The 19242-nt window shown below is 45.7% G+C and carries 15 protein-coding genes, 1 pseudogene and 1 other annotated feature; of the genes and pseudogenes, 12 read left to right on the top strand and 4 right to left on the bottom strand.

Going from position 1 to position 19242, the window contains the following annotated elements; genetic code table 11:
- Positions 1-195: 195 nt before the first annotated feature.
- Both H1230_RS20455 and H1230_RS20450 read left to right on the top strand, forming a co-directional pair.
- Positions 196-1071 carry a GyrI-like domain-containing protein gene (locus H1230_RS20455; protein WP_239711741.1) on the top strand — a complete coding sequence of 292 codons (876 nt, stop codon included), beginning with the start codon at positions 196-198 and terminating at the stop codon, positions 1069-1071.
- A gap of 33 nt (positions 1072-1104) precedes the next feature.
- Positions 1105-1995 carry an alpha/beta hydrolase family protein gene (locus H1230_RS20450; protein ID WP_239711740.1) on the top strand — a complete coding sequence of 297 codons (891 nt, stop codon included), beginning with the start codon at positions 1105-1107 and terminating at the stop codon, positions 1993-1995.
- 380 nt (positions 1996-2375) lie between these two features.
- Here H1230_RS20450 and H1230_RS20445 read toward each other — a convergent pair whose 3' ends face one another.
- Positions 2376-2900 carry a type 1 glutamine amidotransferase domain-containing protein gene (locus H1230_RS20445; RefSeq protein WP_154117537.1) on the bottom strand — a complete coding sequence of 175 codons (525 nt, stop codon included), beginning with the start codon at positions 2898-2900 and terminating at the stop codon, positions 2376-2378.
- A gap of 208 nt (positions 2901-3108) precedes the next feature.
- Between H1230_RS20445 and H1230_RS20440 the strand changes: the two genes are divergently transcribed.
- The 3 genes from H1230_RS20440 (at position 3109) to H1230_RS20430 (ending at position 5638) form a co-directional block, all read left to right on the top strand.
- Positions 3109-3558, top strand: coding sequence for a hypothetical protein (locus H1230_RS20440; protein WP_239711739.1), 450 nt, complete (start codon positions 3109-3111; stop codon positions 3556-3558).
- Between the two features lie 284 nt (positions 3559-3842).
- Positions 3843-4853, top strand: a complete 1011-nt coding sequence (ccpA, locus tag H1230_RS20435; protein ID WP_239711738.1) for a catabolite control protein A — start codon at positions 3843-3845, stop codon at positions 4851-4853.
- 89 nt (positions 4854-4942) lie between these two features.
- On the top strand, positions 4943-5638 hold the full coding sequence (locus H1230_RS20430; protein ID WP_239711737.1) for a 5'-methylthioadenosine/adenosylhomocysteine nucleosidase: 696 nt from the start codon (positions 4943-4945) through the stop codon (positions 5636-5638).
- Positions 5639-5656: 18 nt separating this feature from the next.
- On the opposite strand, the gene H1230_RS20425 is transcribed toward H1230_RS20430, so the two are convergent.
- Entirely contained in the window at positions 5657-6289 is a 633-nt protein-coding gene (locus H1230_RS20425; RefSeq protein WP_239711736.1) for a GNAT family N-acetyltransferase, read from the bottom strand.
- Between the two features lie 163 nt (positions 6290-6452).
- Here H1230_RS20425 and acsA point away from each other — a divergent pair.
- Positions 6453-8176, top strand: a pseudogene (gene acsA / locus H1230_RS20420) (acetate--CoA ligase).
- 142 nt (positions 8177-8318) lie between these two features.
- On the opposite strand, the gene H1230_RS20415 reads toward acsA, so the two are convergent.
- Positions 8319-11273, bottom strand: coding sequence for a transglycosylase domain-containing protein (locus H1230_RS20415; protein WP_239711735.1), 2955 nt, complete (start codon positions 11271-11273; stop codon positions 8319-8321).
- A 140-nt stretch (positions 11274-11413) separates the two neighbouring features.
- Positions 11414-11674: a binding site (T-box leader), on the top strand.
- 62 nt (positions 11675-11736) lie between these two features.
- Here H1230_RS20415 and tyrS point away from each other — a divergent pair.
- The gene (gene tyrS, locus H1230_RS20410; RefSeq protein ID WP_154117530.1) at positions 11737-12990 is read left to right on the top strand and encodes a tyrosine--tRNA ligase; all 1254 of its coding nucleotides are present in this window, start codon (positions 11737-11739) and stop codon (positions 12988-12990) included.
- Positions 12991-13155: 165 nt separating this feature from the next.
- Here tyrS and rpsD read toward each other — a convergent pair whose 3' ends face one another.
- Positions 13156-13755, bottom strand: a complete 600-nt coding sequence (gene rpsD / locus H1230_RS20405; RefSeq protein WP_154117529.1) for a 30S ribosomal protein S4 — start codon at positions 13753-13755, stop codon at positions 13156-13158.
- A gap of 399 nt (positions 13756-14154) precedes the next feature.
- Here rpsD and H1230_RS20400 point away from each other — a divergent pair, with 399 nt between their 5' ends.
- The 5 genes from H1230_RS20400 (at position 14155) to H1230_RS20380 (ending at position 19173) form a co-directional block, all read left to right on the top strand.
- Complete coding sequence (locus H1230_RS20400) at positions 14155-16137, top strand: sensor domain-containing diguanylate cyclase (RefSeq protein ID WP_239711734.1); 1983 nt, start codon at positions 14155-14157, stop codon at positions 16135-16137.
- A 235-nt stretch (positions 16138-16372) separates the two neighbouring features.
- Positions 16373-17116 carry a hypothetical protein gene (locus H1230_RS20395; RefSeq protein ID WP_239711733.1) on the top strand — a complete coding sequence of 248 codons (744 nt, stop codon included), beginning with the start codon at positions 16373-16375 and terminating at the stop codon, positions 17114-17116.
- A gap of 95 nt (positions 17117-17211) precedes the next feature.
- Positions 17212-18327, top strand: coding sequence for an aminopeptidase (locus H1230_RS20390; protein ID WP_239711732.1), 1116 nt, complete (start codon positions 17212-17214; stop codon positions 18325-18327).
- Positions 18328-18432: 105 nt separating this feature from the next.
- On the top strand, positions 18433-18678 hold the full coding sequence (locus tag H1230_RS20385; RefSeq protein WP_154117525.1) for an HPr family phosphocarrier protein: 246 nt from the start codon (positions 18433-18435) through the stop codon (positions 18676-18678).
- A gap of 195 nt (positions 18679-18873) precedes the next feature.
- Entirely contained in the window at positions 18874-19173 is a 300-nt protein-coding gene (locus tag H1230_RS20380) for an Fpa/YlaN family protein (protein ID WP_239711731.1), read from the top strand.
- Positions 19174-19242: the final 69 nt, after the last annotated feature.

The following is a 19242-nucleotide window of genomic DNA, read 5'->3' as shown; positions in this document are numbered from 1 at the left end:
TTTGTTTAAAACCAGCGAGACTGAGCAATTGCCAGAGGTCGCTCTTTTGGCGAACCGAAGAGTGTGGCTGATCAGGAAACTATCTGCGTTTGGAAAGTAGTGTTAGCTGTTGAGTAAAGTAAAATTCCGCAAAAAATATCAAAACAGAGCGTTCCATCTGTCGTAAAATGAGTATATCGATATGGAGGCATTAAAGTGAATTATAAGGATTTGGTAATCAAGGCCATTACCTATATTGAGGATCATCTGACCGATGAGAGCTTAAGCACCAAGGTTAAGGAGGCTGCGGGCTATTCGCCGTACCATTTTCACCGGATCTTCCTATCGGTTACGAGAAACTCCGTCTCGGAGTACATACGCAAGCGGAGATTGACACAAGCAGCATACGATTTATTTTATACCAACCAAAGGATCATAGATATTGCCATCCTGTACCGGTTCGAGTCTCAGGAATCCTTCGCCCGAGCCTTTTGGAAAATGTTCTCCATCTCGCCTGGACAATTTCGAAAGCAAAGGGACATGAAGGACACGCTGTTCCGGGCAATGGAGAAGCTTCCTTTGGATGAAGTGGGGCTACAGCATTTGAATAAGAGCGTCTCCCTCGTGCCAGCTTTTGTCTGCCTGAATAAGCTGCATCTGGTCGGCATGTCAATACCGGGTGTCAATTCGGACGAGGTCGGAAAGCTATGGCGGAGCTTTAGGCAGCGTTTGTTTGAAATTGAGCGAAAGCCGGATACGGAAGACATATTTTATGCGGTCATTGAACTTACAGGTAGGCAATGGGAAATCACGTATATCGCTTGTGTCGAGGTGGCTAGCGAGGAGAGGGTAGTTCCCTTGGGAATGGTCGCTAAGCTGCTCCCAGTGGTAACTTATGCGGTTTTTACTCATAAGGGGACATTATCGAGACTCAACGATACGTTCCAGTACATTTATGAAACGTGGTTACCCCAGTCAGGCAGCGTTCGTACGAATTGCCCGGAGTTTGTGCGTTACGACCATCGATATCTAGGTCCGATGAACGAGGATTCGGTATTAGACATATATATTCCCGTTGGCTCGCCATATTAGGAGCATGTAGCTCAAGGAGAGGAAGAAATCAAGATGAACAAAATAGAAGACATTGTTGAAGTATATGCAGGTTGCTGCGAGGTACAAATTACCGACAACGCATTGAGGGTGACCGTTCCCATGATCGTGATGTATCCGACAGATGCACCGGAACAGACTGATAGGATAGGGCCGTACTCGTTGGAGGTGGCCAGAGACGCAGCGCCGCTGGATGGAAAATTTAGGCTAGTCCTCATTTCACACGGTACAGGCGGTTCACCGCTTGTGTACCGGTCGCTCGCTCGGCATTTAGCGCGCAGCGGCTTTATCGTTGGCCTGCTCGAACATCCATTCAATAACCGCAACGATAATAGTTTGGAAGGTACTGTCCAAAACCTCACCTATCGCCCCCGGCACCTTCGCATGGCAGCCGACTGGTTTTTTGAAGATGAGAGGTTTAAGGGGCTTCTCCAGCCGGGAGGCCATTCGGTCATCGGGCATTCCATGGGGGGCTACACCGCGCTTGCAGCAGCTGGCGGCATCCCGACCTCCTTCCCTACTGAGAGCCCGGATGGGAAGCCGCAGCAGATCGATGTTCCATATGATTCACGCATCCGGTCCCTGATTTTGCTAGCACCGGCGTCCGTTTGGTTCCGTAATGAGGGAGCATTAAGCAATGTTCGGCTCCCTATTCTCATGTTGGATGCCGAGCAAGACCCTTACACACCTCCTTTTCACGCGCAGATCATCATGAATAGTGTTGCTGAACCGCAAATGATTCGCTATCGGACGGTGGAGAATGCCGGACATTATTCCTTCCTGACTCCTTTCCCAACTGAGATGATTTCACCAGCCTTTCCTCCCTCGCAAGACCCGCCCGGCTTTGATCGCGTGCAATTTCACGAAACGCTGAAGGCTGAAGTAGTAGAGTTTCTGTTGACTTAACATTAGGAACAATCACTTTCCGTCGAAATCAGATGTTAATTGAGAGTTCGATTAACTAATCGTTACGCTCCCTCGAAATGATTCAGTTTACAGGAATTCTAACGGTGAACGATAGTTAAATAAACCAGCGGCAGTCTAGGACTTTATTTTTTCGGTCCAGCTGTCGCTGGTTTTATAATTGAGTAAGTCAAATACTTATTTAAGCTGACCTGGCGCTTTCTAAGACGCTGAACCTGCGCGAATCAACACAGTCGAGTCTAATACTTTATTTTCACTGGACACGGGCAACGATAATCAAATAGTGTAAAAAGCCTCTCTTGCTCACGGTAAACGTGATCTCAAGAGAGGCTTTTCCACATTAGTAAATATTGGATCGGTAGTTATTCCCCCGCAAGCGCATCACAGAAGGCTTTGCCATAAGGCGGGAGGTCCGGCGGGCGGCGGGCAGAGATGATGTGTCCATCTGTGACGACCGCTTCATCTTTCCAGATCGCTCCAGCATTTTCCATATCATCGCGGATACCCGGAGTGGAGGTAACAGTAACACCCTCCAATATTTTGGCGGAAATCAGCACCCATCCGGCGTGGCAGATTTGGCCAATTGGTTTCTTGGCAGTATTGAAATCCTGCACTAGCTTTAGCACTGCGCTATAGCGGCGAATTTTATCAGGCGCCCATCCACCAGGAACTAAGATGCCATCATAATCGGCGGCATTAAGCTCGTCCCAGGAATACTCTGCCTTGGCAGGCACACCGTATTTACCTACATAAGTTTTATCTTTTTCGAGTCCTGCCAGATGAACCTCGGCACCTTCTTCTCTGACCCGGTACACGGGGTACCAGAGCTCCAAATCCTCAAATTCATCGTCTACGAGTGCGATGACCTTTTTGCCGGCTAGTCTCATTCTGTGCAACTCCCTTCGATTAACTTCAACTTTTTCATTCTATCAAATTTAAAATATGAAGTCATCTTTAGGGAGATAACACTTTGAATTTTTGGTAAATAAATCATTTTATGCAAATGAGAAGGGTTTTAAAGAGAGGAGGTCGAATATAGCCCTTGAAAAGGCTAACTTACGAATTCTTATAAATTTCATGCTTGAGGTGTGAGAAATGAATAGAGAAAATCTAATGAAGAAGTCGTGTAATTGCGGTGGTGTCATGACCATACATATGCATACGCTGATCTATAGCTCAAAAGTGAAAATTAATCATGTTCCGGTATATACTTGCCAGGAGTGTGCTCGTTATGAACCTTTGCCTTGCATCAAACGAGATTTGGGAAAGTTAATTGAAGAGCTGGAAGAGTCTTGGACAAGAAGGTCTGTTTCTTTTACGGAAAGAAATGAATGGGCCAGTGTTCTGAAGGAAACTTTCTCCGGCTTCATTACAGGTGGTATTCCAGAACTCGACGAAGCCATCCGGAAGTCCATACAAGGCCGTATTGATTTATTACTTGATGTGTTTAGGTTCGCAGGTGATTGTGCAGATCAGAAATGGATGGAAGACACAGGGCTTAGACTATCTCAATTGACCTATCAATCGGCAGAAAGTGCCAAATGAAAGAATTTTCTGCAAAAACAATGAAAATCTTTCACGAATGTTGGATTTTTCACGCACTTTTTGTTACGATAGAAAGAAGATACATTATTGTTGCAAAGGGGATGGAAACCATTGCTAGAATTGGAAACTAAAAATGGGCAAAACCTCGTTTTCGGATGGTGACTTCAGCCTTGAAAGAAATTTTGAAAGGAAAATGAAGCGTTATCATTGCACAATTGTACAAAGTGTCGTATCATAATTTTAATTAGTCGAACGATAAAATTTATCGCAATGGAGAGAGTAATTTGACGGTAACCATTTACGATGTAGCTCGAGAAGCAGGCGTATCTATGGCTACGGTATCACGGGTTGTGAATAATAACCCGAACGTGAAACCGCAGACTAGGAAGAAAGTTTTTGAAGCGATTGAACGTTTGGGCTATCGTCCAAATGCCGTGGCGAGAGGACTCGCCAGTAAGAAAACGACAACCGTTGGGGTTGTCATTCCAGATATTTCAAACTCGATTTTTGCAGAAATTGCACGTGGGATTGAAGATATCGCCAATATGTACCACTACAATATTATATTGTGTAATGCCGATAAGCGTAAAGAGAAGGAAATTCGTGTTATTAATACTCTTTTAGAGAAACAAGTGGACGGGCTGCTCTTCATGGGCGGAACAGTAACGCAAGAACATATCCAGGCTTTTCAGACTTCCTCAGTTCCGATTGTATTGTGTGCTACCAGCGATGAACAAGGGAATTATCCTTCTGTTGATATCGATCACGAAACTGCTGCGTTTGATGCTGTGAATACATTGATCCGTCACGGCCACCGTGAGATCGCGATGATTAGCGGTACGCTGCAGGATCCTGCGAATGGCTATGCACGGTTCCAAGGGTATAAGAAAGCGCTTGAAGCGGCTGGAATCGAGTACCAAGAGGATCTGGTTCGTATTGGTAACTATCGTTACGAATCCGGTGTTGAAGCTATGAAGTATTTCCTCGGTCTGAAGCATAAGCCGACAGCCATTTTTGCTGCAACAGATGAGATGGCGATTGGCGCTATCCATAGTATTCAGGATGAAGGTCTGAAGGTTCCAGATGATTTCTCAATCATAAGTGTGGATAATATTCGTATGGCTTCCATGGTTCGTCCTTTGCTCACTACTGTAGCACAGCCTATGTACGATTTAGGTGCGGTAGCTATGAGACTTCTGACGAAGCTGATGAAGAAAGAAACAGTCGAGAATCCGCGGGTTATTTTGCCGCATGAGACGATTCTGCGTTTGTCCGTAAATCACTTGAATAAGTAAATAGAGAATTTAATAAATGTTCGGCGGAAAGCTCCTTTTGGAGCTTTTTATGCTTTTTACATAGTAAATAAATGGGGAGCGGTGTACATATGCCTAGGATTATTGGTTTGATAGGTGCGATGGATGAAGAGATTAAGCTGCTACTAGAGGGTATGGAGGAAAGGATGACAGTGGTTAAGGCTGGAATCAGTTATTATACCGGAACCCTATTCGGTAAGTCTGTTGTGCTTTGCAAATGCGGGGTTGGTAAAGTGAATGCAGCGGTAACCACACAAATTCTGCTCGATACGTTCGGGGCCTCCCAGGTCCTGTTTACTGGTGTAGCAGGAGCAGTGCACCCTGAATTGAACATAGGAGACATTGTTATATCGTCAAGCTGTATGCAGCATGATATGGATGTTACAGCACTTGGCTACCCAAAAGGCATTATTCCGTATCAGGAAGTGTCTGCTTTTTCCGCAGATCCGGCGTTGGTACTGCTCGCTGAGCAGGCTTGCGTAGAACTTAAGCAAAAGTATCTGATTGGCAAGGTGCTCTCCGGGGATCAGTTTATCGCTAGTGCTGATGTTGTTGCCGAACTGCGAAAAGAGTTGGACGGAGCATGTGCCGAGATGGAAGGGGCAGCAGTGGCGCAGGTATGTTATATGTACGACACTCCTTTTGTAGTGATTCGTTCCATGTCGGACAAGGCAGATGGATCTGCGCATGTGAATTTCCGGGAATTTACTGTAGAAGCATCTGAGCGCTCTCATGCCATATTGGAGTACATGCTGAAGGCGATGTAATCAATTCTTTGTGAACATTCAATACATAAAACGTTGTCTGAAACGCACTCTGTCAAAGGTCTCCTGCGAAGACAGGGGAACCTCATGGCCAATACGAACCATTAGGCAGTTGGCAGGGTGTGAACAGATTTCCGGATCGTCAGTAGCGTACCAGACCATATCTACCGTCTTCATTAGCTTCTCCATCATTTGGCGGTAAGCCCACACATCTAGTCCGCTTCCACGCAGATCCCAGTGCCAATAATATTCAGTAGTGAACACGATACAATTCTCCAACTGCTTCTGTTCAAAAGAGGTAGAAATGAGCAGCCTTCCAAGTCCCATCCCCCTATAATCATTTGCTACTTCTATTGCGCCCAGCTCAATAAGATCCTTCATACCCCCTTGCGACCAAAGTTCAAGCTCATCCGGATAATGAAAAGTGACATAGCCTATAATGGTTTGATTCTCAGTAGCCGCGATTACACGGCCTTCAGGCAGTCTGGCGATCTCTATAAGGGCTTCTAACTGTTCACGTGGACTACGAAAGGCATCAAGGTCTTTATGCATGCTGAGGCCCTCCAGAGTCTCAGGAGAACGCGGTCCGCTCACCGTAATTGTTCTATCGGCGTATCCAAGCGTATGAGAAATGGGGATTTTGTAATGTTCCATGGCCAAAGCTCCCTTCAGTCTGCATAAATTATGGAATGTAAACGCTTCCTGTGATATACTGATTTGGACATAAAAAATTCACAATAAGCATATTGACATCATTAATTAAGAGAAGATTCTCACCCTTAGAGCTTAAATCAAAAAAGTGAGGGAGGCAAGAGTGATGGGTCAAGTCCATAGTGAAATTTTGCCAAGCCGTGGCATGAGCTCTAATATGCCTGATTACACGCAGGCTGTAACCCATTTTGAGTGGGAGGACGTAGAGCGAAGTTTCTCTTGGTATGAAACCGGTAAGGTGAATATGGCCTACGAGGCAGTCGATCGTCACGTCCTCGAAGGACGGGGTGAGTCAACCGCCCTGCTATACAGTGATGCTGTGCGGGAAGAATCCTATACATTTGCCGATCTGCGGGAAAGATCAAATCAGTTCGGAAATGTCTTGCGTAAATATGGCATCGGCAAGGGAGAGCGGGTATTTATATTTATGCCACGCCAGCCTGAGCTCTATTTTAGCCTGCTTGGCATACTTAAAGTTGGGGCTGTAGCCGGACCTTTGTTTGAGGCATTCATGGAGTCAGCCGTCAAGGATCGATTGGAGGATAGCGGGGCTGTAGCGCTCGTGACGACACCTGAATTATTACATCGGGTAAAGCGTGACGAATTGCCTGCACTGCGCCATATTTTTCTGGTAGGTGGTGTTTCGGAGCCCGCACAGGGAATCTTTGGATATGAAGAAGAAATGACCGCAGCCTCAACAGAGCTGGATTTGGAATGGTTAGGTTTGGACGATGGTCTAATTATGCATTATACAAGTGGTTCGACAGGAAAACCCAAAGGTGTCTACCATGTGCAAAGAGCAATGATTCAACATTATTATACCGGCAAAATAGTACTGGATCTACGGCCAGATGATATTTACTGGTGCACAGCAGATCCGGGCTGGGTCACGGGAACTTCTTACGGGATTTTCGCCCCTTGGCTGAATGGTGTGACCAATGTAGTTAGAGGCGGGCGCTTTAGTCCGCAGGACTGGTATAAGACGATTAAGCGCAATGCAGTGACTGTATGGTATAGTGCTCCGACTGCATTCCGCATGTTAATGGGGGCAGGGGAGAGCAGCCTGCAGGGAACTGATTTGAGCAGTCTGCGCCACGTGCTGTCTGTGGGTGAACCGCTTAACCCTGAAGTAGTACGTTGGGGAGAAAAAGTATATCACCAGCGTATCCATGATACGTGGTGGATGACGGAGACTGGCGCACAGCTGATCTGCAATTATCCAGGGATGGACATCAAACCGGGCTCTATGGGTCGTCCGTTGCCTGGTATCCAAGCTGCAATTCTGGATGATCGCGGCAATGTTCTGCCACCCTATTCGATGGGCAATCTGGCAATCCAAACGCCATGGCCTTCTATGATGAGTACCATTTGGAACAACCCGGCAAAGTATGAGGAATACTTTCGTATTCCCGGCTGGTATATTTCTGGTGATTCAGCCTATATGGATGAAGAGGGGTATTTCTGGTTCCAAGGAAGAATCGATGATGTCATCAATTCTTCTGGTGAGCGTATCGGTCCCTTTGAGGTAGAGAGCAAGCTGGTGGAGCACCCAGCTGTAGCTGAGGCTGGTGTAATTGGTAAACCCGATGCTATTCGGGGGGAGATTATCAAGGCCTTCATATCTTTGCGGGAGGGGTATCTTCCAACGGTAGCATTAAAAGAAGAAATCGCTGCTTTTGTCAAAGCGGGACTATCAGCGCATGCAGCCCCCGAGAGATCGAATTCAAGGATAAGTTGCCCAAGACCCGTTCAGGCAAAATTATGCGCCGGGTGCTGAAGGCATGGGAGCTGCATCTTCCAGCTGGAGATTTATCGACTATAGAGGATTAGCGCGACGAAATATCAATAAGACGTAATAGAACGAAAACAAAACCCAGCAAGTCTCCAAACGGGAGACTTGCTGGGTTTTGATCTTGCTAGTATTGAAACGAGTATAGAGATCTTAGACTAATTGAAAAATCTATTTTGCTTATTAATGTTTTTCTGCAGTATTACCTGCAGAATTTGTTGTGGCCTGTGCATTTCCACCATTCGTAGTCGTATCCGTAGTTCCAGCAGGCGGCACTATGATCATTCCAGGATCATCTGGAATTCCTCCGGGAAGGATCTCAGTTCCAGGTGTTGGTGTTGTCTCAGGCAGCACTTCTGGGCTTGGTGTAACCTCCGGTGTCGGCGTAGCCCCGCCAGCTACACTGCCCGAAGCCGTCTCATGACCGGCCACATCCACGGCAGTTACATAAAATGTAGCATTGACACTAGAAGGAGTTCCAGGTTGGAATACCAAAGTCTCACCTGCCATAAGAACAGCCTGTTTCTGGAAAGCTCCACCGTTTAAGGAACGGTATAATCTGTAACCCACAACATCCGATGAGCCGCTTGGCGTGAAGCTGATTACAGCTTTACCAGTGCTATAGGAGACTCTGACATTACGCGGTGCTGTTGGGGCTGTGCCATCATCCACACGTGGATCAACCTCAGTAGGATAATCTGTCTTCGCATCAGCTGGCATATAATATGCTATCGGTTCATGCTCTTTCATAGCAGGGAAGGCGGCCATCAGTTCTTTGACCAGATCCTGAATCGGCTTTTCGCGCTTGACCACAATCTGTTCCTTCAGGAAATCCTCGGGCGTTCCATCCAGCGGGATATAATTGACGCCATTATAAGTAATATATTTAGCTTTGGAGATGCCGTCATCACTTTCTGTGGGTACATATTTCACATTAAAAAGGTCTGTGGTAAATTTGTCGGTCAGTGCAGTAGGAAGCTTGCCGCTGTAGGCGGAAACTGTCTTTTTGACGATGCCTTCAGGCTGTGGAAATTTCTTCGTCACAAAGATCTGTGGTTGTTTATTAATAACTGCATTCATAACCTTGGTCCATAAAGTCTGAGCCTGATGTTTCTGAGTATCTCCCTGAAGGGTATTGATCTGTTCCTTATAACCTACCCACATTCCAAGTGTAACGTCCGGAGTATAGCCCATAAACCAGACGTCTCCATAGTTCTGGGTTGAGCCAGTTTTGCCGACGATTGGAACATCGTTGAAATGTTTATATTTGCTTTTGACTACACTGGCGGTACCTTCCGTAATTACGGTTCGCAGCATGTCAGTCATCAGAAAAGCGGTCTGCTTGGAGAATACCTGTTCAGGGTTCACCTTATGTTGGTACACGATCTTTCCTTCCGAATCCACGATCTTCTCAATCATATAGGCATCATTAAATGCGCCCTGATTGCCAATTGCAGAGTAGGCATTAGTTAATTCTTCGACAGATACGCCGTAACGTAGTCCACCGATAACTCCTGTCTGCGCGTTGTAATCATCATCCGTAATCGTTGTAATCCCCAGCTTTTTGGCAAAGGCCCAAGAATTATCTATCCCAACCTTGTCATTAAACAGCTTAAGTGCTGGCAAATTTAATGATTTGTTAAGCGCATAACGTGCGGTGACCAGACCCTGATAGCGATTGTTGGCATTTTTCGGGATGTGGAAGCCTTTGGTACCATCCTTCAGAATAATAGGTGCATCATCCAGAATGCCAGCAGGCTGGATTAGGCCCGCGTCAAGGGCAGGTAAATAGGCAGCAATTGGCTTCATGGTAGAGCCGGGCTGACGGACCATTTGCGTTGCGTAGTTCATCTGCTCAATTTTAAAGTCGCGGCCTTCGATCATCCCGAGGATTGCCCCGGTTTTGTTGTCGATCATAATGCCAGCTGTCTGTTCCTTGCCTCTGGCTTTGCTGTCTTTTGTAAAGTTATTACTGTCTTCCGAGATGCTATGCATGGCACTGTAAACTTTCTTGTCAATTGTGGTGTAGACCCGGTAACCACCAGTCATTAACTGCTGCCGTGCCTCCTCTAGACGAGCTGCACTATCATCAGTACCAACCGTAACAGCGGCAGTACTATCTGTACTGACGGCACTAGCAGTGCCTGTCACATCTGCCTTCCCGTTGTTCAGGGTCAGAAGAATTTCGGCTGCTTTGCGTTCTGTTTCCAGCATCAGGTAAGGATAGGTAGCATAAGCCTTCTTCGTATACGGTGCCAGAGAGCTCTTGATATCGAAAGCGAGAGCCTCGTCATATTGGGAGGTAGTGATTTTATTCTCCTCCAGCATCCGGCGAAGTACAAGATGCTGCCGTTCCAAGGCCCTGTTGAATGCCGTTTCATTGAACTCGCCCAGTCCGTTGAAGGCGGAATAAGCGGATGGCAGCTGAGGTAGACCTGCTAAATACGCAGCTTGGGCTATATTCAGTTTGTCCAGATTATCCTGACCGAATATTCCTTTGGATGCTGCTTTAATCCCAAATAAGTTGTAGCCGTTAGAGCCATTACCAAAGGGAACCTTGTTCAGATATGCTGTTAGAATTTCTTGCTTGGATAAGAAGCGTTCAAGTCTCAGTGATAATAAAATCTCCTTCACTTTGCGGTCTTCTGTCCGGTCCAGACTAAGGAATACACGTCTTGCGAGTTGTTGGGTAAGCGTACTGCCCCCAGTCTGAACGGACTCGTTCAGCAGCTTTTGCTTGACGGCACGTAAGGTACCCTTGAAATCTACGCCATTGTGCTCATAGAAATTATTGTCCTCTATTGCAAGAACTGCATCAATGATAAGCTGGGGGATATTGTTGTATTCAATGAGCCTGCGGTCTTCTTCGGTACGGAGCTGGCCGATAGGGCTTCCATCACGGAAATAAGCGAATCCAGTGATAGAGTTCTGGCTAATTTGTTGTTGAATGAATTGCTCGGAGCGGACAGGGTCTTCTTTCACTATAGAAGTGACGTAACCTGCCACAGCGCCACTGGCAAACAGAATGCCCAGTATGCCAAGAATAAACATCCACTTGACTACGGAGCCGAACCTGCGGAACCAGGATCTACGGGGTGGATGCTTTTTTACAGTTTTCTTTTTGATCTCCTCAACCATCGACGATAATCCTCCTTTTAACGGAATTATTATAGCACAATTTGGCGATTTTGAATGCGCTTATACTTGAGAGCAATTTTTCCGCAAGGATTTGACTTTTGAAATGTGCTTGTGATATAAATAGATTCAATTGGATATCAAAAAAAGCGCAGAAAGACATCAGTAGAAGGCAAGCTTTGTATTTTCAGAGAGTCGGTGGGTGGTGTGAACCGATAACAAGCCCCTTTGAATTACAGTCTGGAGCTGTCTGGAGGAACAACAAGCATATTTTGCCTGTTAAGTAGTCTGGGACCGGGTGCAATCCCGTTATATGTAATGAAGTGAAAGTCCTTTGCAGTGTTAACCTACATAGCAGGGATTTTAATTAGGGTGGTACCGCGAGTCTATTTCTCGTCCCTTGGGATGAGAAATAGACTCTTTTTGTCGTGGTGGCACAGTTAGAACTTAGAGGAGGAACATAAGTATGAAATGGGAAGAATTATCGGACGTTCAACAGCAGGAAGTAGAGCATCAGCTGGAAGTCATATCTCGTGGTGTCGTGGAGATTGTTCCGGAAGAAGAACTGAAACGCAAAGTCATCAAATCTGTGGTTACGGGTGTACCCCTTAATGTAAAGCTGGGGCTTGATCCATCAGCGCCGGATATCCATGTCGGTCATACAGTTGTTATGCATAAATTACGCCAGTTTCAAGAGCTGGGACATCAAGTGCAGCTTATTATTGGAGATTTCACCGGACGAATCGGAGATCCTACAGGCAAGTCGGAAACGCGCAAGCAATTGACGGAAGAAGATGTACAGCGTAATGCCGAAACCTACAAGAAGCAGATCTACAAGATATTAGACCCGAATAAAACAAAAGTGTTTTACAACTCGGAATGGCTTAGCCCGATGACCTTTGCTGAAGTTGTGACGTTGTCCGCTAAAGTAACAGTGGCACGTATGATGGAGCGTGATGATTTCACTAAACGTTTTCAAGGTGGTCTGCCGATCAGTATCCATGAGTTTTTCTATCCGCTGATGCAAGGAATGGATTCTGTTGCCTTGAAGAGTGACGTGGAGCTTGGAGGAACGGATCAAAAATTTAATCTGCTGATGGGGCGTACGCTGCAGAAGGAATATGGTGTGGATACTCAAGCTACGATTATGACACCTTTGCTTGAAGGTCTTGACGGCGTACAGAAGATGAGCAAGAGCCTGGGTAACTATATTGGTATCGATGAAGAGCCGAACGAAATCTACGGCAAAGCGATGTCGGTACCTGATGAACTGATGCTTAAGTACTATGAGTTGGCCACTGATATCAGCAATCGTGAGCTTGTGGTTCTGAAAGAGGCGTTGCAAGAGGGCGTAACGCATCCGAGAGATGCTAAAATGCAATTGGCTCACACATTTGTACGCATGTATCATGGTGTTCCTGCGGCAGATGCTGCACAGCAGCATTTCGTCACTGTGTTCCAGCAGCGTGCGCTGCCGGATGATATCGAGATCTTTGCAGTTCCTGCCGCAGAGTTGGAAGATGGCACGATCAAACTTGTTAAACTGCTCACTCTGCTTGGATTTGCGGGCTCCAATGGGGAGGCCAAACGCAGTATTCAGCAGGGTTCAGTTAAGCTGAACGAGGTGAAACTGGAGGACCCTAATGCGGACTTGACGCCACAGGAGGGCGATATCTTGCAAGTAGGTAAACGGAAATTCGCTAAGCTAACGTTGTCATAAGGCGTTAATCTTATAATTAGGAATTATAAAACAGCAAGTCTCCGGTACAGTGGGACTTGCTGTTTAGCATTTTCAGCCTGTTGTTTGCCTAAAGGCTATTAATATCAACAAAAAAAGCCCCCGGAAAATCCGGGGGCTTTGATCATACTCGCTATAAGCGAGATATTAACGGTTGTAGAATTCGACGATTTGTTTTTCATCGATGTCTTGGGACAGCTCGGAACGTTCTGGCAAACGGATATATTTGCCTTCGAATGATCCATCAGCATATTCCAAGTAAGCTGGAAGGTGTGAACGGTTTTCAAGAGCTTCTTTGATTGAACCCATAGCGCGGCTTCTTTCGCGAAGTCCGATAACGTCGCCCAAGCTTACACGGTAAGAAGCGATGTCGACTTTTTTGCCGTTAACAGTTACGTGACCGTGGGATACTAACTGACGTGAACCAGCACGGGAGTTAGCAAAACCAAGACGGTAAACGAGGTTATCCAAGCGGCTTTCAAGCAAGAACATAAAGTTTTCGCCGGCAATACCTTGGATCTTTTGTGCTTTAGTGAAAAGAGTCTTAAACTGCTTTTCGCCCAAACCGTACATGTGACGCAATTTTTGTTTTTCCATAAGCTGCATTCCGTAGTTACTTACTTTTCTGCGTTGGTTAGCTCCGTGTTGTCCTGGTGGAAAAGGGCGTTTAAGATCTTTTCCTGTACCGCTAAGGGAAATACCTAGACGGCGGCTGAGTTTGAATTTCGGTCCTGTGTAACGTGCCATATTATAATAGACTCCTTTTTAATTGTAATTTCAATTGAATTAGGCTCTATTGTGCCGCTTTTCGTATCCGTGAATAGCAATTAAATGCTCTCACACTGTCAGGAAAGTTCAGCCGCTGTCCTGATAGTAACGAATTGCGTGAGGGTGACACAACGTTACGCCATGTAAGACTGGTTACAGTCTTGTTCAACAATAAATATTATATGAAAACAACAGTCAATGTCAAGCGTATCTTATAAGAGTTTTTGTAAAACTTTGTCGTTAGTTCTTAGGACCTAAAAAAAATCCCGGAAATGAGGAAAATATAATGCATTACGGGAGGAAAGAGAGTAAAATATAGCTAATTAGATGTTATCGGAAAATGAGATTTTAATTTTAGATGCAAAGGGGATCCTCTTTATGTCAGAACAGGAAGCATACGGTCCTAAGGACAGTCGTATGCTGTTAAAGACCACGATGCAATCAGACGGAGACTTTGATGATCCCGCCGCGTGGCTCAGGGAAACGGACATTGTATCCTATGATTTCCCTTATGCAGCCAATCTGATTGCAGATAGCTTCATCGAATGGCTGGGAGAACTTACTGCTCTTCCGTTTGCGAAGACTTGGGAGTGGTGTGTTCTCGACGCTGAAGGTAGATGGATAGACAACATAAAAGAGAGGCAAGAGCAGTGGCGACCGCAATGGGAAGAGGTAGCAGCTGTAAGTGTGATCTCTGGCAGAATGCATACAATTCAGTTCTCAGTCGAGGGGCGAGATGTGAATTTCTTTACAATACCTATGCTTACGCGCAACCACGGGGAGATATTTACTTTGCTTGGGTGTGCGATGCCTACAGAACAATATGAGCAGGGCGGAAAGCATACCGCTGAAGCCATGGCACTGCATTTCCAAACGTGCTTTTACCGTAGGTTTGAGCATGTGTTTGTATCTGATCTTGCAAATGTTCATTTACATGCAGAGCGGGAGAGCAACCGCCGTTCACTATTATTCCAGATCGTCCAGAGGATGCATGACAATATAGATGTGAATGCCGTGTTAACAGAGGTTATAGATAGTATTTCTGCGATGTATCCTGGTGCTCGCTTGGAACTGTTTATGTCGCAGGATCATCGCAGTCCTAATCCGCAGGTTAAACCACTTCCGTTACTTTGGACAAAAAACGATGTGCGCGCTAGGGCTTTTAAGGATGGCAGGGTTGCAATAGAAACAAGCATGGAGGACAGTCACGTCGTTGAGATTGGCCTTCCACTTAGTGGAAAACAGGGAGTTTATGGTGTATTCCATATGGTCATGGATAATCCGGTCTTCTCAGACACGGATTTGCAGTTTCTCTCCATGGTAGCTGATACGGCTGGTACAGCCTTTGAGAATGCAAAGCTGTATGAGCGCTCCAACCAGCTAATCCGCGAGTTGCGCATGAGCAATGAACTAACGCAACGACTGAACAAGAGCTTGCGCTTGGGGGAGGTTTTTCAGTTCGCTTTTGAAGAGCTGCTGGAAATGTTTGAGGCCGACTATTGCTGCATTGTACATATGAATGAAGAAAAAGGCGGCCTTGAGGTGATTGCTTGTAACCATCCCCCCTTACTCCACGAGATATTAAAGAATGGACAAGGACTGGGTGGAAAGGTGTATGCCACAGGGGAACCCCTAATATTATCAGACTATATAAATAATAATGCGACGGTTTCACGGTTAATGGATTCTACAGAGTCGCAGTCGCTAATTGCTACACCATTAAGCGTGGGTGGAGAAGTGCGAGGAGCGATTATGCTTGCCCACCGAGACGCTCATTACTTTTCTTATGACAATTACAGACTCCTACAAGCCATGGCAGGACATATTGGACTTGCCGTTGGAAATGCGCGGTTACATGCGGAAGTACGGCGTCTCGCGAACCGAGACACACTGACCGGTCTATATGCCCGTCATTATCTGGACGAAATGATTAAGGAGAGACAAAGTACAGATTTCTGTGGTTCCTTGATAGTAGTTGATATCGACCAGTTCAAAGCTGTAAATGATACCTACGGCCATCAAAAGGGCGATAAGATCTTAAAACAGGTCAGTGAGATTGTGAAATCATCCATTCGTCAAGGGGATATTGCCGCCAGGTGGGGCGGTGAGGAATTGGCTGTATATTTGCCACAGCTTGGCGTACAACAGTCTGTACTAGTCGCTGAACGGATTCGCGAACGGGTGATGAGGGAGACAGAACCACAGGTCACAGTATCCTGCGGAATTGCTGAATGGAGCTGGACGGATGAGCGCGTAAGTGTAGAGTCGCTGTTCTACCGAGCAGATATGGCGCTGTATGAAGCAAAGAACAATGGGCGCAACCTGGTTATAGTTGACAATAAGACAATTAAATCATTTTGAGGAATCCCCTGGGTGATCCTGAGGGTTCTTTTTTTTTTTGAAACTATAATCAGTATAAGTCCCGGCTCAAGGGATAACCTATAGTAGGTTATTTAATCAGTCCGGGAAAGGCATGAGGTTAATGAGCGAGATGTTATTCTATAAAAGGTGTATATTTGTAATCATAATGTTTAATTGCGTGGTTTGCAGTGGTTGCAGCGCAATTAAAGACAAGCCAGCTAAGGAAGATTTGGCCTTGGCGCTATCTGGTGTTGCAGGAAGCGATGCGCTTACCTTTGAAGGAGCAGCCACGCTGCTGCGCGGAGGGAAGTCCGTTCCGGAAGCAACGCTTTATTATGGAGGTAAAGTCGAAAATCACAATAAGGTAAGTTTATATACGCTTCTGCCGGATAAGAGTCCATCCCTACCTGCAGCCACTGGCGATATTAAAGAACTTGCGAAGAGTCCGACAGTGGCATTGTCCTATTATAGCCAGTTGGAGAAACAAGAAGGCAAATGGAAGCTTTTGTCGGCCGCCCCCTCGTCTGGAGAGGATAACCCTCTGCCTGCCCTCAACCCGCTGCACCAGCTTGAAGAGCTGGAGGTAATGGATAAGGTGGTGACTGAAGAAATGGGTGCTGCAAGAGGTACGAGGGTGCTGCGAATTGAACTGACCCCTGCACAGGCGCGAGATCAGCTGTCTACCGATCTGGAACGAGCGATGATGGACCTGCGTCCTGTTCTCAAGGATCAGAACCAGAAGACGACTGAGAAGGAACTGAAAGTCAATGAGGCTTTATTGACCTTGTGGGAGAAGAAGAACAGTGAGCTTCAAAAGAAGCTTGAGCAAGCCGAAATATCAGCAGTGTACCATGTGACTGTTGACACGAAACGTAATCTGCCCAAACGGCTCAGTTGGAAAAGAACGGTGAATTATAGCGGAGGAAAAACTGACACCGAGACCTATGTGATGCAGGTTGATTTCTATGGTTACCGTTGATGTTTCTTGTTAAGTTTGCACAATATTTTGTGCGCTAGCGTGTTACAATAGAAAGGCATTTTATTTACGCAAATGAGGAAGGAAGAGAAAGAAGAATGATGGATCCCCGAATTCAGAAGCTTGCGAAGAACCTTGTAAGCTACTCTGTAAACGTTCAACCTGGCGAGAATGTGCTCGTCGAAATGATTGGCAGTGAAAGAGATTTAATTAAAGCGGTGGTGGAGGAGATCGGCAAAGCTGGCGGTCATGCTTTTGTACAATTGACAGACCGGACAGTCCTGCGCAGCATGCTGAAATATGCAACACGCGAAAGTCTTCAGACATGGGCGGAAATAGACTTAAACCGTATGAAGCAAATGGATGGTTATATTGGTATTCGTGCAGGGGAGAATGTAAATGATCTCTCCGATATCCCGGAAGAGAACATGAAGTTGTATAATTCCCTTTACTCGCACCCTGTACATAGTGAGCAGCGCGTCAAGCATACCAAATGGGTTGTGTTGCGTTATCCCAACGCAAGTATGGCACAACTTGCCAATGTTAGTACGGAAGCCTTTGAGGACTTTTACTTCCAGGTATGCAATCTGGATTATGCCAAGATGGACAGAGCCCAGGACGCGTTGGCAGATCTCATGAGACGTACAGATAAGGTACACATTTCCGGGCCAGGTACAGATATTACTTTCTCCATTAAGGGAATTGGCGCCGAGAAATGCTCCGGGCAGAAGAACATTCCGGATGGAGAGGTCTACAGTGCGCCTATCCGCGATTCTGTGAACGGAACCATTAGCTATAATGCCGCAACCCTGTACAATGGTATAACCTTTGAAAATGTAAAATTCACCTTTGAGAACGGTACAATAGTTGATGCTTCCAGCAACGACACTGTGCGGCTGAATGATATCCTAGATTCGGATGACGGTGCCCGTCATATCGGCGAGTTTGCGATTGGCTTTAATCCTTACATCCTGCACCCGATGAAGGATATACTATTCGATGAGAAAATCGCTGGCAGCTTGCATTTTACGCCAGGTCAGGCTTATGAAGAGACTGATAATGGCAACCGTTCTTCGATTCACTGGGATCTGGTGCTGATTCAACGTCCGGAATATGGTGGCGGAGAAATCTATTTTGATGATATCCTGATCCGTAAGGATGGCTTATTTGTAGTTCCTGAATTAGCAGGTCTGAACCCCGAAAACCTGAAATAAAATGTAAAGATAAGAAAACTCCTTGCGTGAGTAAGCGGATTCAATGTATCATGGAATTGATTACAAATGACTTAAGTTTCATAATCAAGTTGCGGAGGGATTCATATGTCCAGTAACAATGCGGCAATCGTGGATATTGCTCAAACGGCAAGCCAGTTCAATTCATCTATCGTTCTTCAAGCGGAAAACAAGTACATTGATGTTAAGAGTATTCTCGGTTTGTTCACTACATTGGTATCAAGCCAGAGCTACGAGCTTCATGTTCATGGAGCAGATGCTGAAGAAGCTAAGAAGGCAATGAGTGAAGTATTTGCGAAACATGGCTTAAACTTTACAGTAGTAGCAGAGTAATTATTTGTTTCTAAAAAGCGTCCTGCCGGTTTGCGGCGGGGCGTTTTTTAAAATATAATAAATTATAAGGGTTCATAATATATATGAAAGTAAAAGCTTTTGCAAACTGAATTGTTGTATTGATATGCAATTTCGACTAATATTAAATAAACTAGCAATAGCAGCTGAAACTTTTGGACATGGGGGGGAAAATCTATGAATTCATCAGATTTGCAGGAACAAATCAATCTACGAGCGATCACTCTTCTACAAGAAGATGCCGATAAAATTGAGAAGCTTATCGAAGTGCAGATGGAGAATTTGGCAACACGGTACTGCCCTCTCTATGAGGAAGTACTGGATACCCAAATGTATGGTTTCTCCAGACAAGTCGATTTTGCAGTTAGAGTTGGATTAGTACAAGAGCTGACTGGGAAAATGGTGCTGAGTAAACTGGAGCGCAATTTGTCGGTACTTTATGAAGCACTGAATAACAAGGCGAATGCGAATTCATAGTATTATTTGCACGGTTTAATTTATGTTATAAAAAAGCGCACATGAGGACAGGTGGGTCGCTCATGTGCG

The sequence above is a fragment of the Paenibacillus sp. 19GGS1-52 genome (assembly GCF_022369515.1).
Classification (GTDB): domain Bacteria; phylum Bacillota; class Bacilli; order Paenibacillales; family Paenibacillaceae; genus Paenibacillus_AQ.
The sequence above is the reverse complement of the archived record's forward strand: the minus strand, read 5'-3'. Positions and strand labels throughout refer to the sequence as shown.

Bases quoted from the DNA above. Each gene is read 5' to 3' on its own strand.
- H1230_RS20450 (WP_239711740.1), top strand. From the start codon at position 1,105: ATGAACAAAATAGAAGACATTGTTGAAGTATATGCAGGTTGCTGCGAG.
- H1230_RS20445 (WP_154117537.1), bottom strand. From the start codon at position 2,900: ATGAGACTAGCCGGCAAAAAGGTCATCGCACTCGTAGACGATGAATTT.
- H1230_RS20440 (WP_239711739.1), top strand. From the start codon at position 3,109: ATGAATAGAGAAAATCTAATGAAGAAGTCGTGTAATTGCGGTGGTGTC.
- H1230_RS20430 (WP_239711737.1), top strand. From the start codon at position 4,943: ATGCCTAGGATTATTGGTTTGATAGGTGCGATGGATGAAGAGATTAAG.
- H1230_RS20425 (WP_239711736.1), bottom strand. From the start codon at position 6,289: ATGGAACATTACAAAATCCCCATTTCTCATACGCTTGGATACGCCGAT.
- H1230_RS20415 (WP_239711735.1), bottom strand. From the start codon at position 11,273: ATGGTTGAGGAGATCAAAAAGAAAACTGTAAAAAAGCATCCACCCCGT.
- tyrS (WP_154117530.1), top strand. From the start codon at position 11,737: ATGAAATGGGAAGAATTATCGGACGTTCAACAGCAGGAAGTAGAGCAT.
- rpsD (WP_154117529.1), bottom strand. From the start codon at position 13,755: ATGGCACGTTACACAGGACCGAAATTCAAACTCAGCCGCCGTCTAGGT.
- H1230_RS20400 (WP_239711734.1), top strand. From the start codon at position 14,155: ATGTCAGAACAGGAAGCATACGGTCCTAAGGACAGTCGTATGCTGTTA.
- H1230_RS20390 (WP_239711732.1), top strand. From the start codon at position 17,212: ATGATGGATCCCCGAATTCAGAAGCTTGCGAAGAACCTTGTAAGCTAC.
- H1230_RS20385 (WP_154117525.1), top strand. From the start codon at position 18,433: ATGTCCAGTAACAATGCGGCAATCGTGGATATTGCTCAAACGGCAAGC.
- H1230_RS20380 (WP_239711731.1), top strand. From the start codon at position 18,874: ATGAATTCATCAGATTTGCAGGAACAAATCAATCTACGAGCGATCACT.